Genomic DNA, 20,194 nt, shown 5'->3' with positions numbered 1-20,194 from the left:
CGCGAGCCGAGGAGGGTGAGTCATGAGCGGTTCCCCGAGCCCGGGCAGCGGGCCGCGCCGGTCGATCGCGACGGTTTGCGTCTCCGGGACCCTGGACAACAAGATCGCGGCGGCGGCCGGCGCCGGCTTCGACGGCATCGAACTGTTCGAGAACGACCTCGTGGTGGCGCTCTGGTCACCGGCCGAGATCCGGGCCAGGTGCGCCGACCTCGGCCTGGGCATCGACCTCTACCAGCCGTTTCGTGACTTCGAGGCGGTGCCGCCAGAGGTGCTGGCGGCAAACCTGGCCCGGGCGGAGCGCAAGTTCGACGTGATGGCGGAGCTGGGCGTCGACACGATGCTGGTCTGCTCGTCGGTCTCCCCGCTGGCGATCGACGACGACGACCTCGCCGCCGAACAACTCGCCCTGCTCGCCGACCGCGCGCAGGCACGGGGGATGCGGATCGCGTACGAGGCGTTGGCCTGGGGACGCCACGTCTCCACCTGGGACCACTCCTGGCGCCTGGTCGAGCGGGCCGGTCACCCGGCGCTCGGGCTCTGCCTCGACTCGTTCCACGTGCTGTCCCGGGAGGTCTCCCCCGAGGGGATCGCCGACATCACCCCGGGCAAAATCTTCTACCTCCAGCTCGCCGACGCACCGCACCTGAGCATGGACGTACTCCAGTGGAGCCGACACCATCGACTCTTCCCCGGGCAGGGATCGTTCGATCTCACCGACTTCGTCCGCCGGGTGCTCGCCACCGGATACCAGGGTCCGCTCTCCCTGGAGGTGTTCAACGACGTCTTCCGTCAGGCCGATCCGGCGCGTACGGCGGTCGACGCGATGCGCTCGCTGATCCTGCTGGAGGACGGGCTGCGGCCGGCGGTCGAGCCGTCGGTCGCCGTCCGCCGGCTGCCCGAGGCGCCCGCGCTCTCCGGGCACGCGTTCAGCGAGTTCGTCGTGGACGGGCAGTCCGGGCCGGCGCTGCGGGCCGCGCTGCACGGACTCGGTTTCGCCCACACCGGTCAGCACCGGTCCAAGCCGGTGGCGCTCTGGGAACAGGGCTCGTGCCGGGTGCTGCTCAACAGCGCGGTCACCGCGCCGCACCCGGCGGGAACCGCGGCCATCGGCGCCCTCGCGCTCACCACCGCCGATCCGCGGCGATCCAGGGTACGCGCCGAGGCGCTGCTCGCACCGGTCCTGCCGCGCGCCCGTGGGGTACGGGAGGCCGACCTCGCCGCCGTCGCCGCCCCGGACGGCACGTCGGTGTTCTTCAGCCGGGTCGACGACGACTGGCGGGCCGACTTCCTGCCGACCGGCTCGGCGCCCGGCGCCGGCACCGGGCTGACCGGGACCGACCACGTCGGACTGACCCAGCCCTTCGACCACTTCGACGAGGCGGGGCTCTTCTACCGCTCGGTGCTCGGTCTCGACCGGCTGGCCACCGAGGAGTACGCCGCCCCGTTCGGGCTGATGCGCTCGCGCGCGTACGCCAACCCGGAGCGCAGCGTACGGCTCGCGTTGACCGTCGCCCTGCTGCGTCGCGGCGACTGGGCCCCGGCGGTGGTCGAGCCGCAACACGTGGCGTTCCGCACCGAGGACATCTTCGCCACCACGGCGGCGATCGTCCGGCTCGGCGGCGCGACGCTGCACGTACCGGACAACTACTACGCCGACCTGGTCGCCCGCTTCGCCCTGCCGGAGCCGCTGGCCGAACGCCTGCGCCGGCACGGCATCCTCTACGACCGGGACCAGCACGGCGGCGAGTTGCTGCATCTCTACACCCCGGTCTACGGCGGGCGGGTGTTCTTCGAGATCGTGCAGCGCGTCGGCGGACACGACGGTTTCGGCGAGACCAACGCGCCGGTCCGGATGGCCGCCCACCGCCACCTTCGGCTCGCCAACGGCTGACCGGCCGGGGCCGACGTCGTCGGTCCCGGCCGGTCGCGGTGCGCCCCGGCCGGTCAGGGTGGGGTCAGAGCTTCTGGATCTGGGTCACCACCATGGCGACGGCGAAGAACCCGTAGAAGGCGACCGCCGCCACCATGCCGCCGAGCCGCCACCCACGCATCCGGATCGCGGCCGGCAGGTCGCGGACGTTGAGCCGGATGAGCAGGACGCTGTAGAGCAGCGTCACCACGGACGCGGCACAGGTGCTGACCAGCAGCAGGGCGATCGGCTGGGTGAAGCCGGCGAGCAGGATCACCGAGCCGAGCACGATCTCGCCCCAGACCACCACCAGGTAGAGCCGGGCCTCGGTCCAGCGGGCGGAGTCGGCCAGGTAGTTACGGCGCAGGAAGTCGCTGGCGACCCGACCGATGACGTCGAGCAGTCCCATCGCGGCGGCCCAGAGGGAGACCGCGGCGACCGCGAAGAAGAGCAGCTTGAGCCACTCGCCGACCTGGGACGCGAGGATGTCGCCCTCGATCAGCAGGAAGGAGGGGTCGGACTTCAGGTCGTCGCGGCCGAACAGCGTGTCGTACGCGAGCAGGCTCATGATCGTGATGGTGACGAAGCAGACCAGCAGGAACGCGAAGAAGTGCTCCACGTTGGCCCGCTTCCACCAGATCCGCCACCGGCCGAGATTCGGCTCGTCCTGGGGGAAGGTGTAGCGGTCGCCACCGCTGGCCTCCTCCCGCCCGGTGATCGGCGAGATCAGGCGTGGCACGTGCGCGCCCATGCCGTACCGCTTGTCCCGGATCCAGTTGCTCAGGACCAGGTTGTGCACGCCGCCGGCACCGGCCGCGCCGATCGCGCTGAGCAGCATGGTGAAGGTGATGCCGGCGGGGATCTGGCCGAACCCGACGACGGTCTGCCGGGCGCCCTCGCCCCAGCTCCCGGCGGAGATGACAAAGAGCACGACGACCACGAGGAAGAACAGGGTGAGGGCGACCTTCACGACCTCGACCCGCTCGACGGTCTGGTAGATGACGCGGGACAGCGACAGCAGCACACCGATGACAACGAGGACCGCGACGGTGATCCAGACCGCGTCGCCGCCGCCGACGAGGTAGGTGAAGACGGTCGAACCGCCGGTGGCCCAGCCCGGCCAGACGTACTGGAACGCGCCGGCCAGGCAGATGATGACGCCCCAGCCCTTCCACCACCGGGAGAAGCCGGCGACGACGCTCTGGCCGGTGGCGAGGGTGTAGCGCTCGATCTCCATGTTGATGACGAACTGGACGGCGAGGGTGGCGAACGCCAGCCAGAGCAGGCCGAGCCCGCCGATCGCGGTGAGGTACGGCCAGAGGATGATCTCGCCCGCGGCCAGGCCGATGCCGACGGCGACGACGCCGGGGCCGACCATCCGCCGCAGCGGCATGGGTTCGGGTAGGTCCCTGGTGAGCGCGCCGCCGGGCGGGACGGTCCGGTCCGCTCTTGTCGCTGGTTGACTCATGGGGTGCTCCATCGGGGGGTGGTGGTTGGACGGATCCCCGGTGCCGGCCGATGGGTCGGGGGTGACCGGCGCCGGGGCGGTGCGGGTGGTGTAGGCGGCCGACCGGCGGTTGGCCGTGCGCTACCCGGGCAGGTGGGCGGCGCGCGCTAGCGGGCGGTGAGCAACCGGTCGAGGTGCCCGAGCATCCGTTCGGTGTCCGGGGTCCGGCCGGTGAAGAGTTCGAACGCCGCCGCTGCCTGGAACACGCACATCGCCGCGCCGCCGACGGCGCGTACGCCCCTCGCCCGCGCGGCGAGCAGTAGTTCGGTCTCGACCGGCATGTAGATCACGTCCACCAGCCACAGGCCCGGTCGCAGCATTCCGGCCGGCAGCGGCAGCCCCGGGTTGGCGCGCATGCCGACCGGACTGGCGTTGACCAGCCCGTCGGCGTGTTCGAGCAGCTCGGCCAGTTCGTCGGGGGAGGCGACGGCGACCCGGTCGATCTCGAACCGGGTGCCCAGCGCCTCCCCCAGCGCGCCGCGCCGCTCGGTGTCGGGATCGACCACGGTCAGGTGTCCGACGCCCGCGTCGAGTTGGGCGTACGCGCAGGCCGCGCCCGCGCCGCCGGCACCGAGTTGCACCACCCGGTCGACCGCCGCGTCCGGCAGGCTCCGGCGGAACGACTCGGCGAAGCCGTAGGCGTCGGTGTTGAACCCGAGGCGCCTGCCGTCGCGGAACACGACGGTGTTGACCGCGCCGATGTCGCGTGCCTGGGTGGAGAGGCCGTCGAGCAGGTCGACCACCCGCTGCTTGAACGGGTGGGTGATGTTCAGGCCGACCAGCCCCTCGGCCTGCGCGTCGTCGAGCAGCCGGTCCAGGTCGGTCGGCGTTCCCGGTTCGGTGACGTCGATCAGCCGGTAGGAGAGGTCGAGGCCGTGGTGGCGCCCCTCGGCCTCGTGCAGCGCCGGTGAGAGCGACGCCCCGATGCCCGCACCGATCAGGCCGTAACGACAAGGTTGCATGGTCGTGAGCTCCCGTCCCTGTCCGCTCACCCGCGTGATCCACGACGGTTAATGTACGAACTGGTACGTTAGTAAGCTACGACGCCGTGAACCTGTCAAGGAGTAACGACCGTGCGTACCGCTGAGCGGAACATCCCCCACATGGCCGTCGCCCGGGTGTCCGCGCTGCTCGACGCGTTCGACGAGCAACATCGCGAGTTACGGGTCTGCGAACTCGCCCGCCGCGCCGGGCTGCCGAAGTCGACAACCTCCCGACTGGTCGCCGACCTGGTGACGTACGGCCTGTTGGAACGGGACGGGCCGCTGCTTCGGGTGGGGGGCCGCCTGGTCGAGTTCGGCGAGCTCGCCGTCCGGGGGCGCGACCTGCGGGCGGTCGCGCGGCCGTACCTGGCGGACCTGTGCGCGGCGACGACCCGGACCGCGCACCTCGCCGTCCTGCGCGGAACCGAGGTGGTCTACCTGGAGACCGTACGCGCTCACGACGCGCGGCCCGAGCCGTCCCACGTGGACGGCCGGTTGCCCGCGCACGCCTGCGCGGCCGGCAAGGCACTGCTGGCGTACGGCGGCGAGGCCGCCGTCGCGCTCGTCTGCGGTCGGCCGCTGGAGGCGGTCGGCCCCCGCACGGTCACCGCGCCCGACCTGCTACGGCGGCAGCTCGCTCGGATCCGGGAGTCCGGACTGGCCTACGAGGACGAGGAGTGCCAAGCCGGTTTCGGTTCCGTCGCCAGCCCGGTACTACGCGCCGACCGGGCGGCGGCAGCGGCGATCTGCCTCTCCGGGCCGGTCGGCCGGCTGGACCTGCGCGCGATGGGTCCGGCCGTCCGTACGGTCGCCCTGGCCGTCGGCCGCGCGCTGTGACGACCCCGCTGCCGCCGGCCCGCCCGACCCGGACAAGGCCGCGCGGCGACGGATGGTCCGTCGTCGCGCGGCGCCCGGCCTAGCTGGCCGGTCGGCGCAGCACGGCGACCGACCGTGCCGCGAGGACCGGTGGGGTCACCGCGTCGTCCGGTACGCCCACCGCCTCGCCGTCGACCTGCGACAGCTCGACCGGCTCGTCGGTCCGGTTGACCAGGAACCAGAACTCGGCCTCGTCGCCGCCGCGAACCGTCAGCTCGACCCGGCCACGAAGCGCCTCGGGCAGTTCGCTGCCCACACCGGCCGCGTCGAGCAGCCCGGCCAGCACCGGACGCAGCCCGGCCGGGCCGAGTCGGGTCGAGAGGTAACTCGCCGAACCGGTGTCGGTGGCCCGGCGGGTGAGCGCCGGCCGTCCGGCGAGGGTGCCGGTGCGGTAGCGGGCGAGCACCTCGACGTCGCTTCCGGTGACGTCGATCCGGTCGGTCCAGACCGTGCCGGTGGTGCCGTTGTCCAGTTCCACCCGCTCGTTGTCGAGCAGCGGCCCGAACTCCTCGATCCGGATGCCGAGCAGGTCACGCAGGGCACCGGGGTAGCCGCCGAGCCAGACGTGGTCGTTCTCGTCGACGATGCCGGAGAAGTACGTGGTGACCAGGTGGCCGCCACCCTCGACGTACATGGTCAGCCGCTTGGCCAGGTCGGCCGGCACGACGTGCAGCACCGGCGCGACCACCACGTCGTACCCGTCGAGCGGGGCGGCGACCGGGAGTACGTCGACCCGTACGCCGAGGTCGAGGAAGGCGGTGTACCAGTCCAGCGCCTCCTGGCGGTAGCGCAGCCGGGCGGTGGGGTGGGAGTCCTGTTCGCTGGCCCACCAGGAGGTCCAGTCGAAGAGGATCGCCGCGCGGGCCGGCCGGCGGCGCGACCCGGCGATCGGCGCGAGCCGGGCCAGGGTGGCGCCGAGGTCGGTGACCGAGCGGAAGACCTCGGTCTCCGTACCGGCGTGCGGCAGCATGGCCGAGTGGTACTTCTCCGCCCCGGCGGCGGACTGACGCCACTGGAAGTAGCAGACCGCGTCGGCGCCGTGCGCGACGTGGGTGAGCGAGTCGCGGGCGAGTTCACCGGGGCGCTTGGCGACGTTGATCGGCTGCCAGTTGACCGCGCTGGTGGAGTGTTCCATCAGGAACCAGGGCCGACCCCCGGCGATGTTGCCGGTCAGGTTCGCGGAGAAGGAGAGCTCGTCCAGGGCCTGCGGGCCGGGTAGGACGTAGTGGTCGTTGGCCACGAAGTCGACCTCGCCCGCCCAGTCGGCGTAGTCCATCCCGCGCATCTCCCCCATCACCATGAAGTTCGTGGTGACCGGTACGTCCGGCGTGATGGCGCGCAGGATGTCCCGCTCCGCCCGCAGGTAGTCCTTGAGCGCGTCGGAGGAGAACCGCTTGAAGTCGAGCTGCTGGGTCGGGTTGGGGTGCGAGGCGGCGAGCCGGGGCGGCAGGATCTGCTCCCAGGCGCTGTAGCGCTGGGACCAGAAGGCGGTGCCCCAGGCGGTGTTGAGCGCGTCGAGGCTGCCGTACCGGTCGCGCAGCCAGGTGCGGAAGGCAGCGGCGGCGTCGTCGGAGAAGTCGTAGACGTTGTGGCAGCCGAGTTCGTTGGAGACGTGCCAGGCGGCCAGCGCGGGGTGGTCGGCGTACCGGGTGGCCATGGTGCGGACCAGCCGCAGGGCGTGATCCCGGAAGACCGGCGAGGTGGGTCGCCAGTGCTGCCGCGCACCGGGCGAGATGGTCGCCCCCCGGTCGTCGACGGGAAGGATCTCCGGGTGTCTGGTGGTGAGCCACGGCGGCGGTGAGGCGGTGGCGGTGGCCAGGTCGACCGCGATGCCACCGGCGTGCAGCAGGTCCATCACCTGGTCGAGCCACTCGAAGTCGTAGCTCTCCTCGGTCGGTTGGATCCGGGCCCAGGAGAAGATGGCCAGGGAGACGATGTTGACCCCGGCGGCACGCATGGCCGCGACGTCCTCGGCCCAGACGTCGGGCGACCACTGCTCCGGGTTGTAGTCGGCGCCGAACGCCAGCCGCGCACCGGGCGCCGGATCGGGCCAGCGCAGCCAGGTGGGGGTGGAAGCTGTTACCACTGGTGCTCCTTGCACGTTCGAACGGCGACGCTCCCCGGCCGTGCCGGGGGTACGCCGACCGGGTTGCCCCGGGGCGCGCCGGCCGGTCGGCGGGCGCCCCGGGGCGGGAGTGTTACTTGACGGTGAAGCCCTGCTCGGTGCCGTACTTGACGCTGGCGTCCTGCCAGGCCTTCAGCCCGTCCTGCAACTTCGTGCCGGAGACGTAGGCCTTGCCGACGGTGTCGTTGAAGACGCTGTTGGCGTAGACCTGGAAGGGCAGGTACGACCAGCCGCTGACCACGTTCTTCGCCGAGTCGGCGAAGATCTGGTTGGCCTTCTGTCCGCCGAAGTACGGGAACTCGGTGTCCAGGAACGCCTGCGACTGCAACTGGGCGGTGGTGGACGGGAAGTTGCCGTTGTCGACCCGGACCTGCACACCGTCACCGGCGTTGACGTACTTCACGAAGCCGTACGCCAGGGCCTTGTTCTTGCTGGCGCTCGGGACGGCCAGCGAGCTGCCGCCGTTCTCGGCGCTGGCGGTGGCGCCCGCCTGCCACTGCGGCAGCGGGGCGACCTGCCACTTGCCGGCGCCGCCGGGCACGCCGGAGACCAGGTTCGCCGGCATCCAGGCGCCGGTGGCCAGGGTGGCGATGGTGCCGTTGGCCAGGCCCTGGTACCACTGGTCGCTCCAGGAGGTGATCGGGGCGAGCAGCTTCTCGTCGATCATCTGCTGCCACACCTTGGTGAAGGTGGTGGCGCCCTGGTCGGCCAGGTCGATCTTCACGTTGGTCCCGTCGACCTGGTACGGCTTGCCCCCGGCCTGCCACATCATGCTGGTGGCGAAGCCGGCGTCACCGGTGTCGTTGGTGATGTACGCCTTCGGGTCCGCCGCGTGCAGCTTGCGGGCCGCGGTCAGGAACTCGTCCCAGGTGGTGGGTACGGCGATGCCGTGCTTGTCGAGCAGTTCCTTGTTGTAGAACAGCGCCATCGGGCCCGAGTCCATCGGCAGCGCGTAGATGCCCTTGCCGGAGTGCACCGACGCCCACGGTCCGGGGGTGAAGGTGCCGTCGAGGTCGCCGGCCTTGAAGGCGGTCAGGTCGGTGACCGACTTCGCCAGGGCGAACTGCGGCAGCGCGTAGTACTCGATCTGCGCCACGTCCGGCACGCCGTTGCCCGCGGTGATCGCGTTCTGCAGGGCGGTGTACTGGTCGTTGCCGGTGCCGGCGTTGACCAGGTTCACCTTGACGTTCGGGTACTGCTGCTGGAACTTCGCGACGGCCTGCTTGAGGGTGGGCTCCCAGGCCCAGACCGTCAGGTCGCCGCCCTTGGTGAGCGCGGACTGGACGTCGGCGTCGGAGAAACTCTCGCCGGCGCTCGACCCGGAGTCGCCCGAGCCGCCGCAGGCGGCGAGGGCGAGGGTGGCGGCGGTGGCCACGGCTGCTGCCGCGAGAAGGCCCCGCCGGGGAAACTTCATCATGACTGTCCTTCCGAACCAGCGAAAAGAGGGGGTACGACGACTGGGGTGGGCGTCCGGCGTCAGTCCTTGACGCTGCCGGCGGAGAGCCCCGACTGCCAGTAGCGCTGCAACAGCAGGAACGCGGCGATCAGCGGCAGGATGGTCAGCAGCGACCCGGTGATGACGAGGTTGAACACGGCCTGCCCGCCGACGGTGGACGCCTGTTCGTTCCAGGCGTTGAGCCCCAGCGTGAGCGGGTACCAGTCCGGGTCCTTGAGCATGATCAGCGGCAGGAAGTAGTTGTTCCAGGTCGCGACCATCGTGAAGAGCAGCACGGTCACGATGCCGGGGGCGAGCATCGGCAGCGAAATCCGGAAGAAGGTACGGAACTCGCTCGCCCCGTCGACCCGCGCCGCCTCGATCATCTCGGTGGGGATCGCCTCGGTGGCGAAGGTCCACATGAGGTAGAGCCCGAACGGCGAGATGAGCGACGGGATGATCACCGCCCACGGGGTGTTGGTGATGCCCATCTTGCTGAACATGAGGAAGGTGGGTACGGCCAGTGCCGTACCGGGGACCGCGACGGCGCCGATGACGGTGGCGAAGACGCCGCGCTTGCCGGGGAAGTCGTACTTGGCCAGCCCGTAGCCGCCGAGCACGGCGAGGAACGTGGCCCCGCCGGCACCGACCACGACGTAGAGCAGGGTGTTGCCCAGCCAGCGCAGGAAGATGCCGTTGTCGTAGGTCAGCGTGTCACGCAGGTTGTCCCAGAGGGCGAAGTCGCCGTCGAACCAGAGGCCGAACGAGGTGAACAGCCCGTCCTGGGTCTTGGTCGCGTTGATCACCAGCCAGACCAGCGGGATCAGGCTGTAGACCAGGACGATCGCGGTGAGCGCGGTGAGCAGGATGCTGCGCCGGGGGCGGCGGCGCGGTGCCGGGGCGGGTCGGGAGCGTAGGCGTGGCGCGGGCCTACGGTCGGGGGCGCCGACCGGCGCGGGGTCGGTACGCGTGGTCGTGGTCATCGGTCAGCGCTCCTTCCGCATGCCGCGGAGCTGAACGACGTACGCGACGATCATGGTGAGTACGCCCATCACGATGGCGACGGTCGCCGAGTAGTTGTACTGCTGGCCCGCGAACGACAGCGAGTAGGCGTACAGGTTCGGGGTGAAGAACGTGGTGATCGCGTTCGGCGCCAGGCTCTGCAGGATGCTCGGTTCGTTGAAGAGCTGGAAGCTGCCGATGATCGAGAAGATGGTGGCGACGATCAGCGCGCCCCGGATGGCCGGCAGCTTGATCGCGGTGATCACCCGGAACTGGGAGGCGCCGTCGAGTTCGGCCGCCTCGTACAGGGAGGCGGGGATGACCCGCAGCGCCGCGTAGAAGATCAGCATGTTGTAGCCGACGAACTCCCAGGTCACGATGTTGCCGATCGAGGCCAGGACGAGCTTGGGGGTCAGCGGGTCGGGCAGCGAGGTGCCGAGCGCGTCGTTGATGTTGCCGACCAGGCCGAACCGGGAGCCGTACATGAAGCCCCACATCAGGGTGGCGACCACGGCCGGCACCGCGTAGGGCAGGAAGATCGAGATCCGGAAGAAGCTCTTGCCGTAGAGCCGGCCGCTGTCGATCGCGAGCGCCACCAGCAGGGCGATGAAGAGCATCACCGGCACCTGGACGACCAGGAAGAGCGAGACCCGGCCGATCGCCGACCAGAGCTGCGGGTCGCCGAGCGCCTTCTGGTAGTTGTCCAGGCCGACAAAGGAGTTGCCGCCGACGAGCCGGTTCTGGAACAGGCTGAGATAGATCGCGTACGCGATCGGGGCGAGGAAGACCAGCGCGAACACGGCCATGAACGGGGCCACGAAGCGCCAGCCCACCCAGGATCGTCGAGTGCGGCCGGGCGCCCGCCCGATCGGGCCGGGGCGGGTTACCGCCACCTGTGGAAGTGCCACCTCACGCATCCTTCCCGTCGCTCCGATGCGACCCGTATGTTTACGTAAACACCCTGGTCAGAAGAGATGACAACTCAGCGTAGCTCGGAGTTACGGAGAGGTCACCACGGCGATCACCGCGTGATGTTTACGTAAACATTGCGGGGGTGATAGTTTCACCGCGTACGAGGATCGTCAAGACCGGATCTGCCCGGACCTCGCCAGCCGGAAACTCCGGCGGACGGCGGCCGGATCGCGCCGGCCGGAAGGAGCCGTACGGCGATGACCGCCGCCCCAGCGTCGGAGGAGACCCCCCGGGAACCGACCCGGCGGGCCGGGCGTCCTCGCCGGGGCGTCTCCATGGCCGACGTCGCCCGGCTGGCCGGCGTCTCGTCGCAGACTGTGTCCCGCGTCTCCACCGGGCACCCGGGCGTGGTCAACTCCACCCGGCAGCAGGTGCTGGAAGCGATGCGGCAGCTCGGCTACCGGCCCAACAGCGCCGCCCGGGCCCTCAAACTCGGCGAGTTCCGCACCATCGGAGTCATCCTCTTCACACTCTCGACCACCGGAAACAGCCGCACGGTGGAGGCGATCGCCACCCACGCCGCCCGCGAGGGCTACGCCATCACCCTCATCCCGGTGGCCGTACCGACCCAGGACGGCGTGCTGGGCGCGTTCACCCGGCTCGGGGAGCTCGCCGTCGACGGGATCATCGTGATCATGGAGGTCCACCTGCTGGACAGCACCACGGTCACGCTGCCGCCGGGCGTACAGGTGGTGGTGGTCGACTCCGACGCGGGCGAGCACTACACGGTGGTGGACACCGACCAGACCGACGGCGCCCGGCAGGCCGTGCGCCACCTGCTCGACCTCGGCCACCGTACGGTCTGGCACCTGACCGGGCCGAGCGGCTCGTTCGCCAGCGAGCGCCGTACCAACGCCTGGCGGGACGTGCTGACCGAGGCCGGTCGGCCGGTGCCGCCGGTGCTCGGCGGCGACTGGTCGGCCGAGTCCGGCTACCGGGCCGGGATGCGCCTGGCCGACGAGCCCGACTGCACCGCCGTCTTCGCCGCCAACGACCAGATGGCGCTGGGCCTGCTGCGGGCGTTCCACGAGCGCGGTCGCAACGTCCCCCGGGACGTCAGCGTGGTCGGTTTCGACGACATCCCCGACGCCGCCTCGTTCATCCCGCCACTGACCACCGTGCACCAGGACTTCGCCGAGGTCGGCCGGCGCTGCGTACAGGGCGTGCTGCGCCAGATCAACGACGAGTCGACCGACCCGGGCACCACGCTGGTCCCCACCCGGTTGGTCGTACGCGCCAGCACCGCGCCGCCTCCCGCCACCCGCTGACCCGGCACCGATCGACGGCCCGGCACCGATCGACGGCGCGGCACCGACACCGCCGGCACGCCGATCGACGCAAAAAGGGAACGGTTCGATCACGGGCGTACGTGGGACGTCCCGGACACCTAAGGTGGTTCGCAACCCTGGTGCGCCCGCTGGCATCGGGGGCGGAAGGAGCACCGGGGGTGGACTCCCACGCGATGACCGAACGCGCGCGACGGGTACAGGAGGCGATCGCCGAGGCGTCCGTCGAGCTGACCAGCGACGACCACGCGGTGACCGTCGTGGTCGGACCGGGCGGAGCAGTACGCGACCTGCACCTGAGCAGCCGCGCGTTCCAGTACGACGGGGCCCGGCTCGGCGAGATCGTGGTCGACACGATCCGGCTGGCCCACGCCCGGATGGGCGAGGAACTCTCGGTGGCGATGGCCGAGGTCATGGGTGACCGGACCGGTGGGCCGTTCCGCCCGCTGCCGACGCCGGCACAACTGCGCACCCAACTCGACCGGGAGGGCGGTGGCGCCCGGTGAGTGGAGAACCTCCCCGGTCGACCGGCCCGGCCCCGAAGCGGGAGTTCCACCATCCCGACGAGGTGCTCGCCTTTGTCGAGGGGATCAGGCGGGACAACAGGAACGCGATCGAACGCTACGAGCAGTACGTCGAGCGGGTCGGCGACCTCACCGGCGAGGGCTTCTCCACCGACGGGTCGGTACGGGCCGAGGTGGACCGGGACGGGATCGTCGCCACGTTGGACATACCCGATTCGGCCCTGCGCCGGGGCCGGCATTTGGCCGAGATGATCCTCACCGCGATCCGGGCGGCACAGGCCGCACGGGCCCTGAAGTTGGCCGAACTCGGGTCGGCGCTCGGTGCCGGCCGCACCGTCGAGATGGTGCGCGAGGCGATTCCCGAGCACGTCCGCGACGCGGTCGAGCACCGTGGGGAGCGCCGCCGGTGACCGTACGACGAGAGTGCAGAGGAGGCACCGGTGGGTGACGGAGTGGTGGTGCCGACCGACAAGCTCACCAGCACGGCCGAGGTGTTGAAGGCGCTCGGCACCAGCGCCACCCAGATCGCCGACGGGCTGCGCGACGCCGATCCGCCCGACGTGCTCTGGGGCGCGCTCGGGCTGCTGATGAAGGGTTCGTACGACGCCAAGGCGGCCGAGGCGCGTGACCACGTCAGGAAGATCTCCGAGGCGCTGAACTCGCAGGGCGGCGCGATCCAGGAGACCGCGGACCGGTACTGCGCCCTGGACGAGGCGCTGGAGCAGGCGTTCAGGCGCTTCCAGGAGAAGCTGGGCGGCGGCAAGTGAGCCAGCCCCGGTCCCCCGGTGACGGAGGTGGGTTCGGGTGACCGACCTGGACGACGCCTACCTCAGCAACGACGGCGGCGACGACCCGTACGCGGGCGACCTCGGCATCACCGACGCCGTCGACCTCGACCCGAAGTCCGTCCTGCCCCTCGGCGAGGCGACGGCGAACCTCTACACCGGTATCACCGAGGGCGAGTGGTCGGACATCTACGCCGGGGCCGCCGACCTCGTCGGCAACGCCTTCTCGTTCGCGATCGACCCCCTGAACTGGCTCATCTCGGCCGGGCTGACCTTCCTGATCGATTTTGTCCAGCCCCTCGAGGACCTGCTGAGCCTCTTCACCGGCAACGCCGAACGGATCGAGGCGTACGCGCAGAAGTGGCAGGAACTCGGCGCGGCGCTGGTGCCGCTGGGCGCGGCCACCCTGCAGGCGGCGAACGACCAGCTCATCGAGTGGCAGGGCAAGGACGCCGAGGCGGCGAAGGCCCGGCTGACCGAGTTCAGCGAGGCGATCCGGGCGACCGGCGGCGAGGCGGCCTCCATCGCCGGTCTGCTGACCCTGTTCTCGAAGATCATGGCCGCCGCACAGCAGATCATCATCGGGATCATGGCCACCCTGATCGAGTGGATGATCATCGAGTGGGTCGCCGCGATGGCCCTCGCCGGCCCGACGATGGGTGGGTCGGTCGCCGCGGCGGGGGCGGCGACGGCGGTGCAGGCCACCTCCGCGACCTCCCGGGCGGTGCAGGTCGTGGACAAGGTCATCACCCTGCTCAACAAGATCGGCGCGTTGCTCGGCAAGATCCTGCCCGGCCCGCTGAAGACAAACGTCGGCAGCAGCGTGATCGAGTTCTCCGCCGCCAGCGCGACCCTGTCGACGGGCATCCGGATCGCCACCTCGGTCCTCGCCGACTGGCGAGGCTACTCCGGGCCGTTTGTCAACGTCAGCACCGGTGGGATCAAGAACGAACAGGCGGGTGACCCGCAGATGTCCGACAGCGAGATCGACGAGGCACTGGACACCAACCGATGAATCGTTGGGAAAAGCTCATACCGCCGACGCCGTACCCGGGGGCGCCCGTCGTGGCGTGGTCGGAGGGTGAGCCCGCGCCCGCCATACCTTCCGGGATGGCCGGGATATCCGTACGGGTCCGGACGAGGAGCACCGACCCGGCCAACTTTGTGTCCGCCAAGGCGATCGGTGTCGACGACCGTCCGATGTGGCACGGCGTCGGGCGCGCGGTGGTGCTGACCGATCCCGGTGACCATCTTGTCGAGGTGCGCGGCCGGTCGTCGACCGAGACAACCCGGCTGGTACGCCTGCACACCGGGCAGATCGCCGAGTTGGAGTACTGGGTGCCGGCGTCGTTCGGCGGCGCCGACGGCGTACTCGTTCCGGCGCCGGCCCGGCGGCGGCTGGGGTCGGGCGGGTGGGGATTCGCGGCCGCGCTCCTCGCCGTGGCCTGCGTCGTGCTGGTCGCCGACGCGGCCGGGCTGCGGCCGAACGCGGCTCTCGTCGCGGCCGTCTTCGTGGTCGCCGTGGCGGCGGCCGCGCTGACCATCGGGGCCAAGCGCCGGGTCGACCGCCGGTACCGCGCGGCGGTGTCCCCCGAGGTCGACACGGACGTGCGCGCGGCGCGGGCCGGGGTGTTCCTCGGCGACGCCGCCGCACCGGCCGGGCTCGCCGACGACGGTCACGGCGTCCTCGTGGTCACCGCCACGGCGACCCGGCAGTACGTCTGGAACGGCACCCAGGTCGCCGCGAGACCCTCGACGGATCCGAACGCCTGGCTGCCGTGGCCGTCCCTGCTGATCGACGGTGTGGCACGGCCGCTGTCCTGGCGCACCTGGTGTTATCGCCTGCCGGCGGGACGGCACGAGGTGACGGTGGTGGCCCGTCCGCCACGGCAGGGCGCGCAAGCCGGAGGTGACGTACCCGCCGCCGGCCGGGCGACGGTGACGGTGGAGATCGCCGCCGGCCGGGAGACCCGTCTCGACCTGCGGGTCGAGGCGACCGTGGAGGTACGGACGGCAGCGCGTGACCGTTCCGCGCCGACCGAACTCACCCGCTTCGAGGCACGCGTCAAGCTGACGGCGTCGGCCCCGAAAGGGTAACGGATCCTTCCGGAAAGACGTACTCCCTCAGCCTCGCCACGGGCGTCCGCGAGGGCCCATCCGGCTGCGCTGGTCAACCCGTGACCGCGAAACCCGGGTGACCAACGCCTTCCGATAGTTTTCCGGAATTCATTGCTGTCGATCTGGCCCGCTGGGATACTTCACATCCACCTGGCTCGATGCGGCGGTCGCCCGGCGTCCCACCGGCGACCACTCCGGACCCCGCCGAGCCACCGCCACCGGACGGGTCTCACCAGCCCGCCGATTGCCCCGGAAAGAGGCAGAGATGATCGACAGGCCCCGTACGGGTACCCGCCCGAGACTCGGGTCCAGAGCACGAGCGGCCCTGGTCGTCAGCGCCGTGGGTCTCCTCACCGCGACCGCCGCCATGGTCCTGCCCAGCACCGCCAGCGCCGCCACCACCCTCGGCGCGTCGGCCGCCGAGCGGGGCGGTCGTTACTTCGGCACCGCGGTCGCGGCGAACAAGCTCAGCGACAGCGTCTACACCACGATCCTGAACCGGGAGTTCAACAGCGTCACCCCGGAGAACGAGATGAAGTGGGACGCGACCGAGCCGTCCCAGAACCAGTTCAACTACGCCAACGCCGACCGCATCGTCAGCCACGCCCGCCAGCGCGGCATGCAGGTACGCGGCCACGCGCTGGCCTGGCACTCGCAGCAGCCCGGTTGGGCGCAGAACATGTCCGGCACCGCCCTGCGCAACGCGATGCTCAACCACGTCACCCAGGTCGCGACCCACTACCGGGGCCAGATCCACTCCTGGGACGTGGTCAACGAGGCGTTCGCCGACGGCAGCAGCGGCGCCCGGCGCGACTCGAACCTGCAACGGACCGGCAACGACTGGATCGAGGTCGCGTTCCGCGCCGCGCGCGCCGCCGACCCCGGCGCGAAGCTCTGCTACAACGACTACAACACCGACGACTGGACCCACGCGAAGACCCAGGCCGTCTACCGCATGGTGCAGGACTTCAAGCAACGCGGGGTGCCGATCGACTGCGTCGGCCTGCAGTCGCACATGAACAACGCCTCCCCCTACCCCAGCAACTACCGCACCACGCTGTCCAGCTTCGCGGCGCTCGGGGTGGACGTGCAGATCACCGAACTGGACATCGAGGGGGCACCGGCCACCTCGTACCGCAACGTCGTGAACGACTGCCTGGCCGTCTCCCGCTGCACCGGCATCACGGTCTGGGGCATCCGGGACAGCGACTCCTGGCGCGCCTCCCAGACCCCCCTGCTGTTCAACAACAGCGGCAACAAGAAGCCGGCGTACGACGCGGTCCTCGCCGCGCTGAACAACGGCACCACCCCGCCGACGACGGGCCCGACGACCGGCCCGACCACCCCGCCACCCGGCGGTGGGGGCTGCACGGCGACACTGCGCGACGGCACCCGCTGGGGCGACCGGTTCAACAGCGAGGTGACCGTCAGCGGCGCCACCAACTGGACCGTCGTGGTCGCCGTGACCCCGCCGCAACGGGTCTCCTCCACCTGGAACGGCACCCCGAGCTGGGACAGCAGCGGCAGCGTGATGACCATGAGGTCCAACGGCAGCGGCAACGTGTTCGGCTTCACCACCATGGCGAACGGCAACTGGACCCGCCCGCAGGTGCGGTCCTGCACGGCGTCCTGACCGGCACCACACCCGGCTGACCCCGACGGGGACGCGGCCGGCACCACCCGCTCCGCGACGGGGTGGTCGGACCCGCTCCGGCCACCCCACCGGGCGGTCGGACGGGGTCAGGCCACCCGTCAGGCGGTCGGACGGGGTCAGGCCCCGATGTGCCGGGCGGACCAGTCGGCGAGGACCCGCGCGCAGGCGGCGACCGACTCGCGCCACGTCTTCGCCGCGCCGTCCCCCGCGTCGTCGCTGACGTGCTTGATGATGCGCAGCGGGACGCCGGCCTGCGCGGCGGCGAAGGCGAGGGCGTAACCCTCCATGTCCACCAGCGGCGCCTGTACGGCCAGCCGGTCCCGGGCGTCGTCGTCGGCGACGAAGGTGTCACCGGTGGCGAGGGTCGGGCCGTCGGCGTCGGCCAACGTCAGCGGCGCCCCGTAGGTCTCGCCGGTGAGCGCGCGCAGCACGGGGGTGTCGAGGTCGTGTTGGATCACGGTGCCGATGGCGTGGGTGCCGGTCCATCCCGGGCGCAGCGCGCCGGCGGTGCCCAGGTTCACCACCCCGGAGGGGCGCGGGCCCCGGGCCAGGACGGTGGCGAGCGCGACCGCCCCGTTCACCTTGCCGATGCCAGTGAGCAGGATCGGCAGGGTGGTGTCGAGAAACTGCGCTTCCTCCTTCACCGCCAGGACGAGCAACGGTCGGTCGGCGGAGATCTCACCAATCAGTTCCACGCCGAGCACGCTACTGCCGCCCGACCGGCCGGACGAAGCCGGAGTGACGACGGCCATGTTTCACCTGGTCTGCCCCGGTGCCGGTCACGACGGCGGCAGGATCCGGGGCTGGACCGGCCGGAACGTGGTCGGGGCGCCGGGCGCTCCGCCGCGCCGGCCGACGTACTCGGGCACCCCGACGCAGGTGAAGAGCAACCCGGCGAGGTCGTCGGTCTCGCCGAGCAGCGCGGGCACCTCCCCGTCGACGAAGGTCATCCCGGAGGCGCTCGCACCGAGGGCGTACGCGGCGAGGTGCAGCCTCCCCTCCACCAGGCCGGCGGCGAGCTGCGCGTCGCGGTAACCACGGTCGTCGAGGCCGGCGAGCGGCACCGCCGCGATGACGACGTACGCCGCGTCGCCGGCCAGGCCCTGATCGAGACAGACCCGCGCCAACTCGCCGCGCAGGTCGCCCGAGCGCAGCGGAGTGCGCAGGTCCGGCCACCGGTAGACGCCCGGTGCCATCCCGTCGACGCCGTGCACGACCACCCAGTGCGGCACGTCGACACCGCGCAGCGCCGCCCGCAGCGGCCATTCGAGCAGCGCACGGGCGAGAGTGCCGCGACGGTCCATCCGCCGTTGCGACCCACGGCGGCGGACCACCTCGACCAGCGAGTCCGACGGGGGCGGGTCGAGCAGTTCGGGCCCCTCCGGCCAGGCGGCACCGAGTTCGTCCCGCTCGCCCGCGCGCTGCGCCACGGTGCAGAGCGGCAGTTCGACCGGGGGCAGTTCACCCGTTGCCGCCGGGCCGGTCGGGGTCACCGCCGGGACGCCGTCGCCCAGGCGGAGCAGTGCCAGCGGGTACTCGTGCACACCGTCGGCGCCGACCAGCGCCCGCAGGCGGGAATCCGGGAAGAGGCTGTGCAGTCGCGGTCGCAGCCCGGCGCTCGTGGCCCCGGCGGTCAGTTGCGACAGCAGCGTGCCCGCGTCCCAGTAGAGGTGCCGCCAGCCGCGCTCGCCGTAACTCCAGCCGGTACGCCAGGGCACGCCGGTGACGACCAGGGTGGTGGCGACGCCGTCGGCGGCGGGCGCGATTTGTACCAGGGCGTGCTGCCGGGCGTCGTACCAGTGGACCCCGTCCGGGATGCCCTCGACGTCACGGGTGCTGGCGTACACCTCGAGCGGGAAACGTCCGCCGGCCGAACCGGACGCGCGGAACGGCAGCAGCTTTCCGTCGCGCTCGGCGAGGCGGACGACCCCGGCCCCGAGGAAGAGCACCCGGCCGAGCTGGGCCGCGTCCAGTTTGCCCGGCGCGCCGTGGCGGCCGGCGAGCGCGGCGGTCGCGGAGACTCCCGGATCGGGTAGGTCGCGTGGCAGCGGCACGACCGGCAGATCCCGGTATTCCTTCATCGGTGCTGGTCTGGTCTCCGGGTCGTTCGGGGTGAGGTCCTGGCGTACCCGCGGGTCGTCGACCGGCACGGTCCACGCTCGACCGCGTTCGTACGTCGTCAGCCGGTGCAGGAGACCCGCTCCCGATTCCAGATCCATTCGCCCATCCTGTCATCGATGGCAAGCCCCTCCCCCGGACCGCGCCCCGGCCCGGCTCAGGGCTGTCCCGGCTCGGGTCGTCCGTCGAGGATCTCGATCCCGGCCGCGGTGGCGGCCTCGCGGTAGGCGTCGGCCAGCCCGGCGACGGTGGCGTGGGCGTTGAGCCCGCTCGGGTTCGGCACCACCCAGAGCTGCGCCCCACCGATCTCCTGCGGCTGGCGGCCGACCGTCGCCTTGGGACGGCCGAAGGCGACGCGGTAGGCGGTGATGCCGAGGACCGCCACCACCGCCGGGCCGATTTCCGGGACGCGTCGCGCCAACGCGAGCGCACCTTCCGTCAGCTCTTGCGCGCTGAGCTCGTCGGCCCGTGCGGTCGCTCCGGCGACCAGGCTGGTGATGCCGATCCCCCGCGCCACGAGGTGGGACCGATCGTCCGGGGAGAGCCCGGCGGAGGCGTCGATCAGCCGGTCCACGATGCCGGCGCGGAACAGCGCGGGGTAGAACCGGTTGCCGCGCCGGCCGAAATGGGCCTGTACGGCAACCGTTCGTAGCCCGGGGTTGACACCGACGAAGAGCATCCGGACGCCGGGCTCGACCAGGTCCGGCAGGGTAGCGCCACGGAACGCCGCCAGTTCGGCTCGGCTGAATCGCATCCTCCCACCCTCCCCCACGCCGGGCGGCTCGGCGTCTCCGGGTGCTGTTCAGCGGCGGTCGTGCGACGGCGTACGGGTTCACCACCCGGGACGCCCATTCTTCAGGATCGATGGGACACATCGACCGGAGTGTTGACGCACCGGTA

Annotated in this window: 18 protein-coding genes; 9 read left to right on the top strand and 9 right to left on the bottom strand. The window is 71.3% G+C overall.

Annotation, left to right across the window (positions count from 1 at the left end):
* Positions 1-22 precede the first annotated feature (22 nt).
* On the top strand, positions 23-1,891 hold the full coding sequence (locus ACI2K4_RS01570) for a bifunctional sugar phosphate isomerase/epimerase/4-hydroxyphenylpyruvate dioxygenase family protein (protein ID WP_404507910.1): 1,869 nt from the start codon (positions 23-25) through the stop codon (positions 1,889-1,891).
* A 64-nt stretch (positions 1,892-1,955) separates the two neighbouring features.
* On the opposite strand, the gene ACI2K4_RS01565 is transcribed toward ACI2K4_RS01570, so the two are convergent.
* Positions 1,956-3,377, bottom strand: a complete 1,422-nt coding sequence (locus tag ACI2K4_RS01565) for an Nramp family divalent metal transporter (protein ID WP_404507909.1) — start codon at positions 3,375-3,377, stop codon at positions 1,956-1,958.
* A gap of 146 nt (positions 3,378-3,523) precedes the next feature.
* On the bottom strand, positions 3,524-4,378 hold the full coding sequence (locus ACI2K4_RS01560; RefSeq protein ID WP_404507907.1) for a shikimate dehydrogenase: 855 nt from the start codon (positions 4,376-4,378) through the stop codon (positions 3,524-3,526).
* A 111-nt stretch (positions 4,379-4,489) separates the two neighbouring features.
* Between ACI2K4_RS01560 and ACI2K4_RS01555 the strand changes: the two genes are divergently transcribed.
* The gene (locus ACI2K4_RS01555) at positions 4,490-5,236 is read left to right on the top strand and encodes an IclR family transcriptional regulator (RefSeq protein ID WP_404507906.1); all 747 of its coding nucleotides are present in this window, start codon (positions 4,490-4,492) and stop codon (positions 5,234-5,236) included.
* Positions 5,237-5,315: 79 nt separating this feature from the next.
* On the opposite strand, the gene ACI2K4_RS01550 is transcribed toward ACI2K4_RS01555, so the two are convergent.
* The 4 genes from ACI2K4_RS01550 to ACI2K4_RS01535 form a co-directional block, all read right to left on the bottom strand.
* Positions 5,316-7,361 (bottom strand): beta-galactosidase, encoded by a 2,046-nt coding sequence (locus tag ACI2K4_RS01550; protein WP_404507905.1) that lies wholly within the window; start codon positions 7,359-7,361, stop codon positions 5,316-5,318.
* Positions 7,362-7,473: 112 nt separating this feature from the next.
* Positions 7,474-8,817 (bottom strand): ABC transporter substrate-binding protein, encoded by a 1,344-nt coding sequence (locus ACI2K4_RS01545; protein ID WP_404507904.1) that lies wholly within the window; start codon positions 8,815-8,817, stop codon positions 7,474-7,476.
* Positions 8,818-8,876: 59 nt separating this feature from the next.
* Positions 8,877-9,818, bottom strand: a complete 942-nt coding sequence (locus tag ACI2K4_RS01540) for a carbohydrate ABC transporter permease (RefSeq protein WP_404507903.1) — start codon at positions 9,816-9,818, stop codon at positions 8,877-8,879.
* A 3-nt stretch (positions 9,819-9,821) separates the two neighbouring features.
* The gene (locus tag ACI2K4_RS01535) at positions 9,822-10,745 is read right to left on the bottom strand and encodes a carbohydrate ABC transporter permease (RefSeq protein ID WP_404507901.1); all 924 of its coding nucleotides are present in this window, start codon (positions 10,743-10,745) and stop codon (positions 9,822-9,824) included.
* Positions 10,746-11,006: 261 nt separating this feature from the next.
* Here ACI2K4_RS01535 and ACI2K4_RS01530 point away from each other — a divergent pair, with 261 nt between their 5' ends.
* The 7 genes from ACI2K4_RS01530 (at position 11,007) to ACI2K4_RS01500 (ending at position 17,155) form a co-directional block, all read left to right on the top strand.
* The gene (locus tag ACI2K4_RS01530) at positions 11,007-12,077 is read left to right on the top strand and encodes a LacI family DNA-binding transcriptional regulator (RefSeq protein WP_404507900.1); all 1,071 of its coding nucleotides are present in this window, start codon (positions 11,007-11,009) and stop codon (positions 12,075-12,077) included.
* A gap of 179 nt (positions 12,078-12,256) precedes the next feature.
* Complete coding sequence (locus ACI2K4_RS01525; RefSeq protein WP_404507899.1) at positions 12,257-12,601, top strand: YbaB/EbfC family nucleoid-associated protein; 345 nt, start codon at positions 12,257-12,259, stop codon at positions 12,599-12,601.
* Entirely contained in the window at positions 12,598-13,029 is a 432-nt protein-coding gene (locus ACI2K4_RS01520) for a hypothetical protein (protein ID WP_404507898.1), read from the top strand. The genes ACI2K4_RS01525 and ACI2K4_RS01520 overlap by 4 nt, the downstream gene beginning before the upstream one ends.
* A gap of 30 nt (positions 13,030-13,059) precedes the next feature.
* On the top strand, positions 13,060-13,386 hold the full coding sequence (locus ACI2K4_RS01515; RefSeq protein ID WP_404507897.1) for a hypothetical protein: 327 nt from the start codon (positions 13,060-13,062) through the stop codon (positions 13,384-13,386).
* Positions 13,387-13,423: 37 nt separating this feature from the next.
* On the top strand, positions 13,424-14,419 hold the full coding sequence (locus tag ACI2K4_RS01510; protein ID WP_404507896.1) for a hypothetical protein: 996 nt from the start codon (positions 13,424-13,426) through the stop codon (positions 14,417-14,419).
* Positions 14,420-14,514: 95 nt separating this feature from the next.
* Entirely contained in the window at positions 14,515-15,501 is a 987-nt protein-coding gene (locus tag ACI2K4_RS01505) for a hypothetical protein (protein ID WP_404507895.1), read from the top strand.
* 286 nt (positions 15,502-15,787) lie between these two features.
* Positions 15,788-17,155, top strand: a complete 1,368-nt coding sequence (locus tag ACI2K4_RS01500) for an endo-1,4-beta-xylanase (RefSeq protein WP_404507894.1) — start codon at positions 15,788-15,790, stop codon at positions 17,153-17,155.
* Positions 17,156-17,292: 137 nt separating this feature from the next.
* Here ACI2K4_RS01500 and ACI2K4_RS01495 read toward each other — a convergent pair whose 3' ends face one another.
* From ACI2K4_RS01495 to ACI2K4_RS01485, 3 genes are all read right to left on the bottom strand, one after another.
* Positions 17,293-17,871 carry a nucleosidase gene (locus tag ACI2K4_RS01495; protein WP_404507893.1) on the bottom strand — a complete coding sequence of 193 codons (579 nt, stop codon included), beginning with the start codon at positions 17,869-17,871 and terminating at the stop codon, positions 17,293-17,295.
* Between the two features lie 84 nt (positions 17,872-17,955).
* On the bottom strand, positions 17,956-19,395 hold the full coding sequence (locus tag ACI2K4_RS01490) for a hypothetical protein (RefSeq protein ID WP_404507891.1): 1,440 nt from the start codon (positions 19,393-19,395) through the stop codon (positions 17,956-17,958).
* 56 nt (positions 19,396-19,451) lie between these two features.
* The gene (locus ACI2K4_RS01485; RefSeq protein WP_404507890.1) at positions 19,452-20,048 is read right to left on the bottom strand and encodes a mismatch-specific DNA-glycosylase; all 597 of its coding nucleotides are present in this window, start codon (positions 20,046-20,048) and stop codon (positions 19,452-19,454) included.
* Positions 20,049-20,194: the final 146 nt, after the last annotated feature.

This window comes from Micromonospora sp. NPDC050397 (assembly GCF_044901685.1).
Classification (GTDB): domain Bacteria; phylum Actinomycetota; class Actinomycetes; order Mycobacteriales; family Micromonosporaceae; genus Micromonospora_G.
The sequence above is the reverse complement of the archived record's forward strand: the minus strand, read 5'-3'. Positions and strand labels throughout refer to the sequence as shown.

Coding starts and splice junctions, on each gene's coding strand:
- ACI2K4_RS01570 (WP_404507910.1), top strand. CDS start 23: ATGAGCGGTTCCCCGAGCCCGGGCAGCGGGCCGCGCCGGTCGATCGCG.
- ACI2K4_RS01565 (WP_404507909.1), bottom strand. CDS start 3,377: ATGAGTCAACCAGCGACAAGAGCGGACCGGACCGTCCCGCCCGGCGGC.
- ACI2K4_RS01560 (WP_404507907.1), bottom strand. CDS start 4,378: ATGCAACCTTGTCGTTACGGCCTGATCGGTGCGGGCATCGGGGCGTCG.
- ACI2K4_RS01545 (WP_404507904.1), bottom strand. CDS start 8,817: ATGATGAAGTTTCCCCGGCGGGGCCTTCTCGCGGCAGCAGCCGTGGCC.
- ACI2K4_RS01540 (WP_404507903.1), bottom strand. CDS start 9,818: ATGACCACGACCACGCGTACCGACCCCGCGCCGGTCGGCGCCCCCGAC.
- ACI2K4_RS01530 (WP_404507900.1), top strand. CDS start 11,007: ATGACCGCCGCCCCAGCGTCGGAGGAGACCCCCCGGGAACCGACCCGG.
- ACI2K4_RS01505 (WP_404507895.1), top strand. CDS start 14,515: ATGGCCGGGATATCCGTACGGGTCCGGACGAGGAGCACCGACCCGGCC.
- ACI2K4_RS01500 (WP_404507894.1), top strand. CDS start 15,788: ATGATCGACAGGCCCCGTACGGGTACCCGCCCGAGACTCGGGTCCAGA.
- ACI2K4_RS01490 (WP_404507891.1), bottom strand. CDS start 19,395: ATGGATCTGGAATCGGGAGCGGGTCTCCTGCACCGGCTGACGACGTAC.
- ACI2K4_RS01485 (WP_404507890.1), bottom strand. CDS start 20,048: ATGCGATTCAGCCGAGCCGAACTGGCGGCGTTCCGTGGCGCTACCCTG.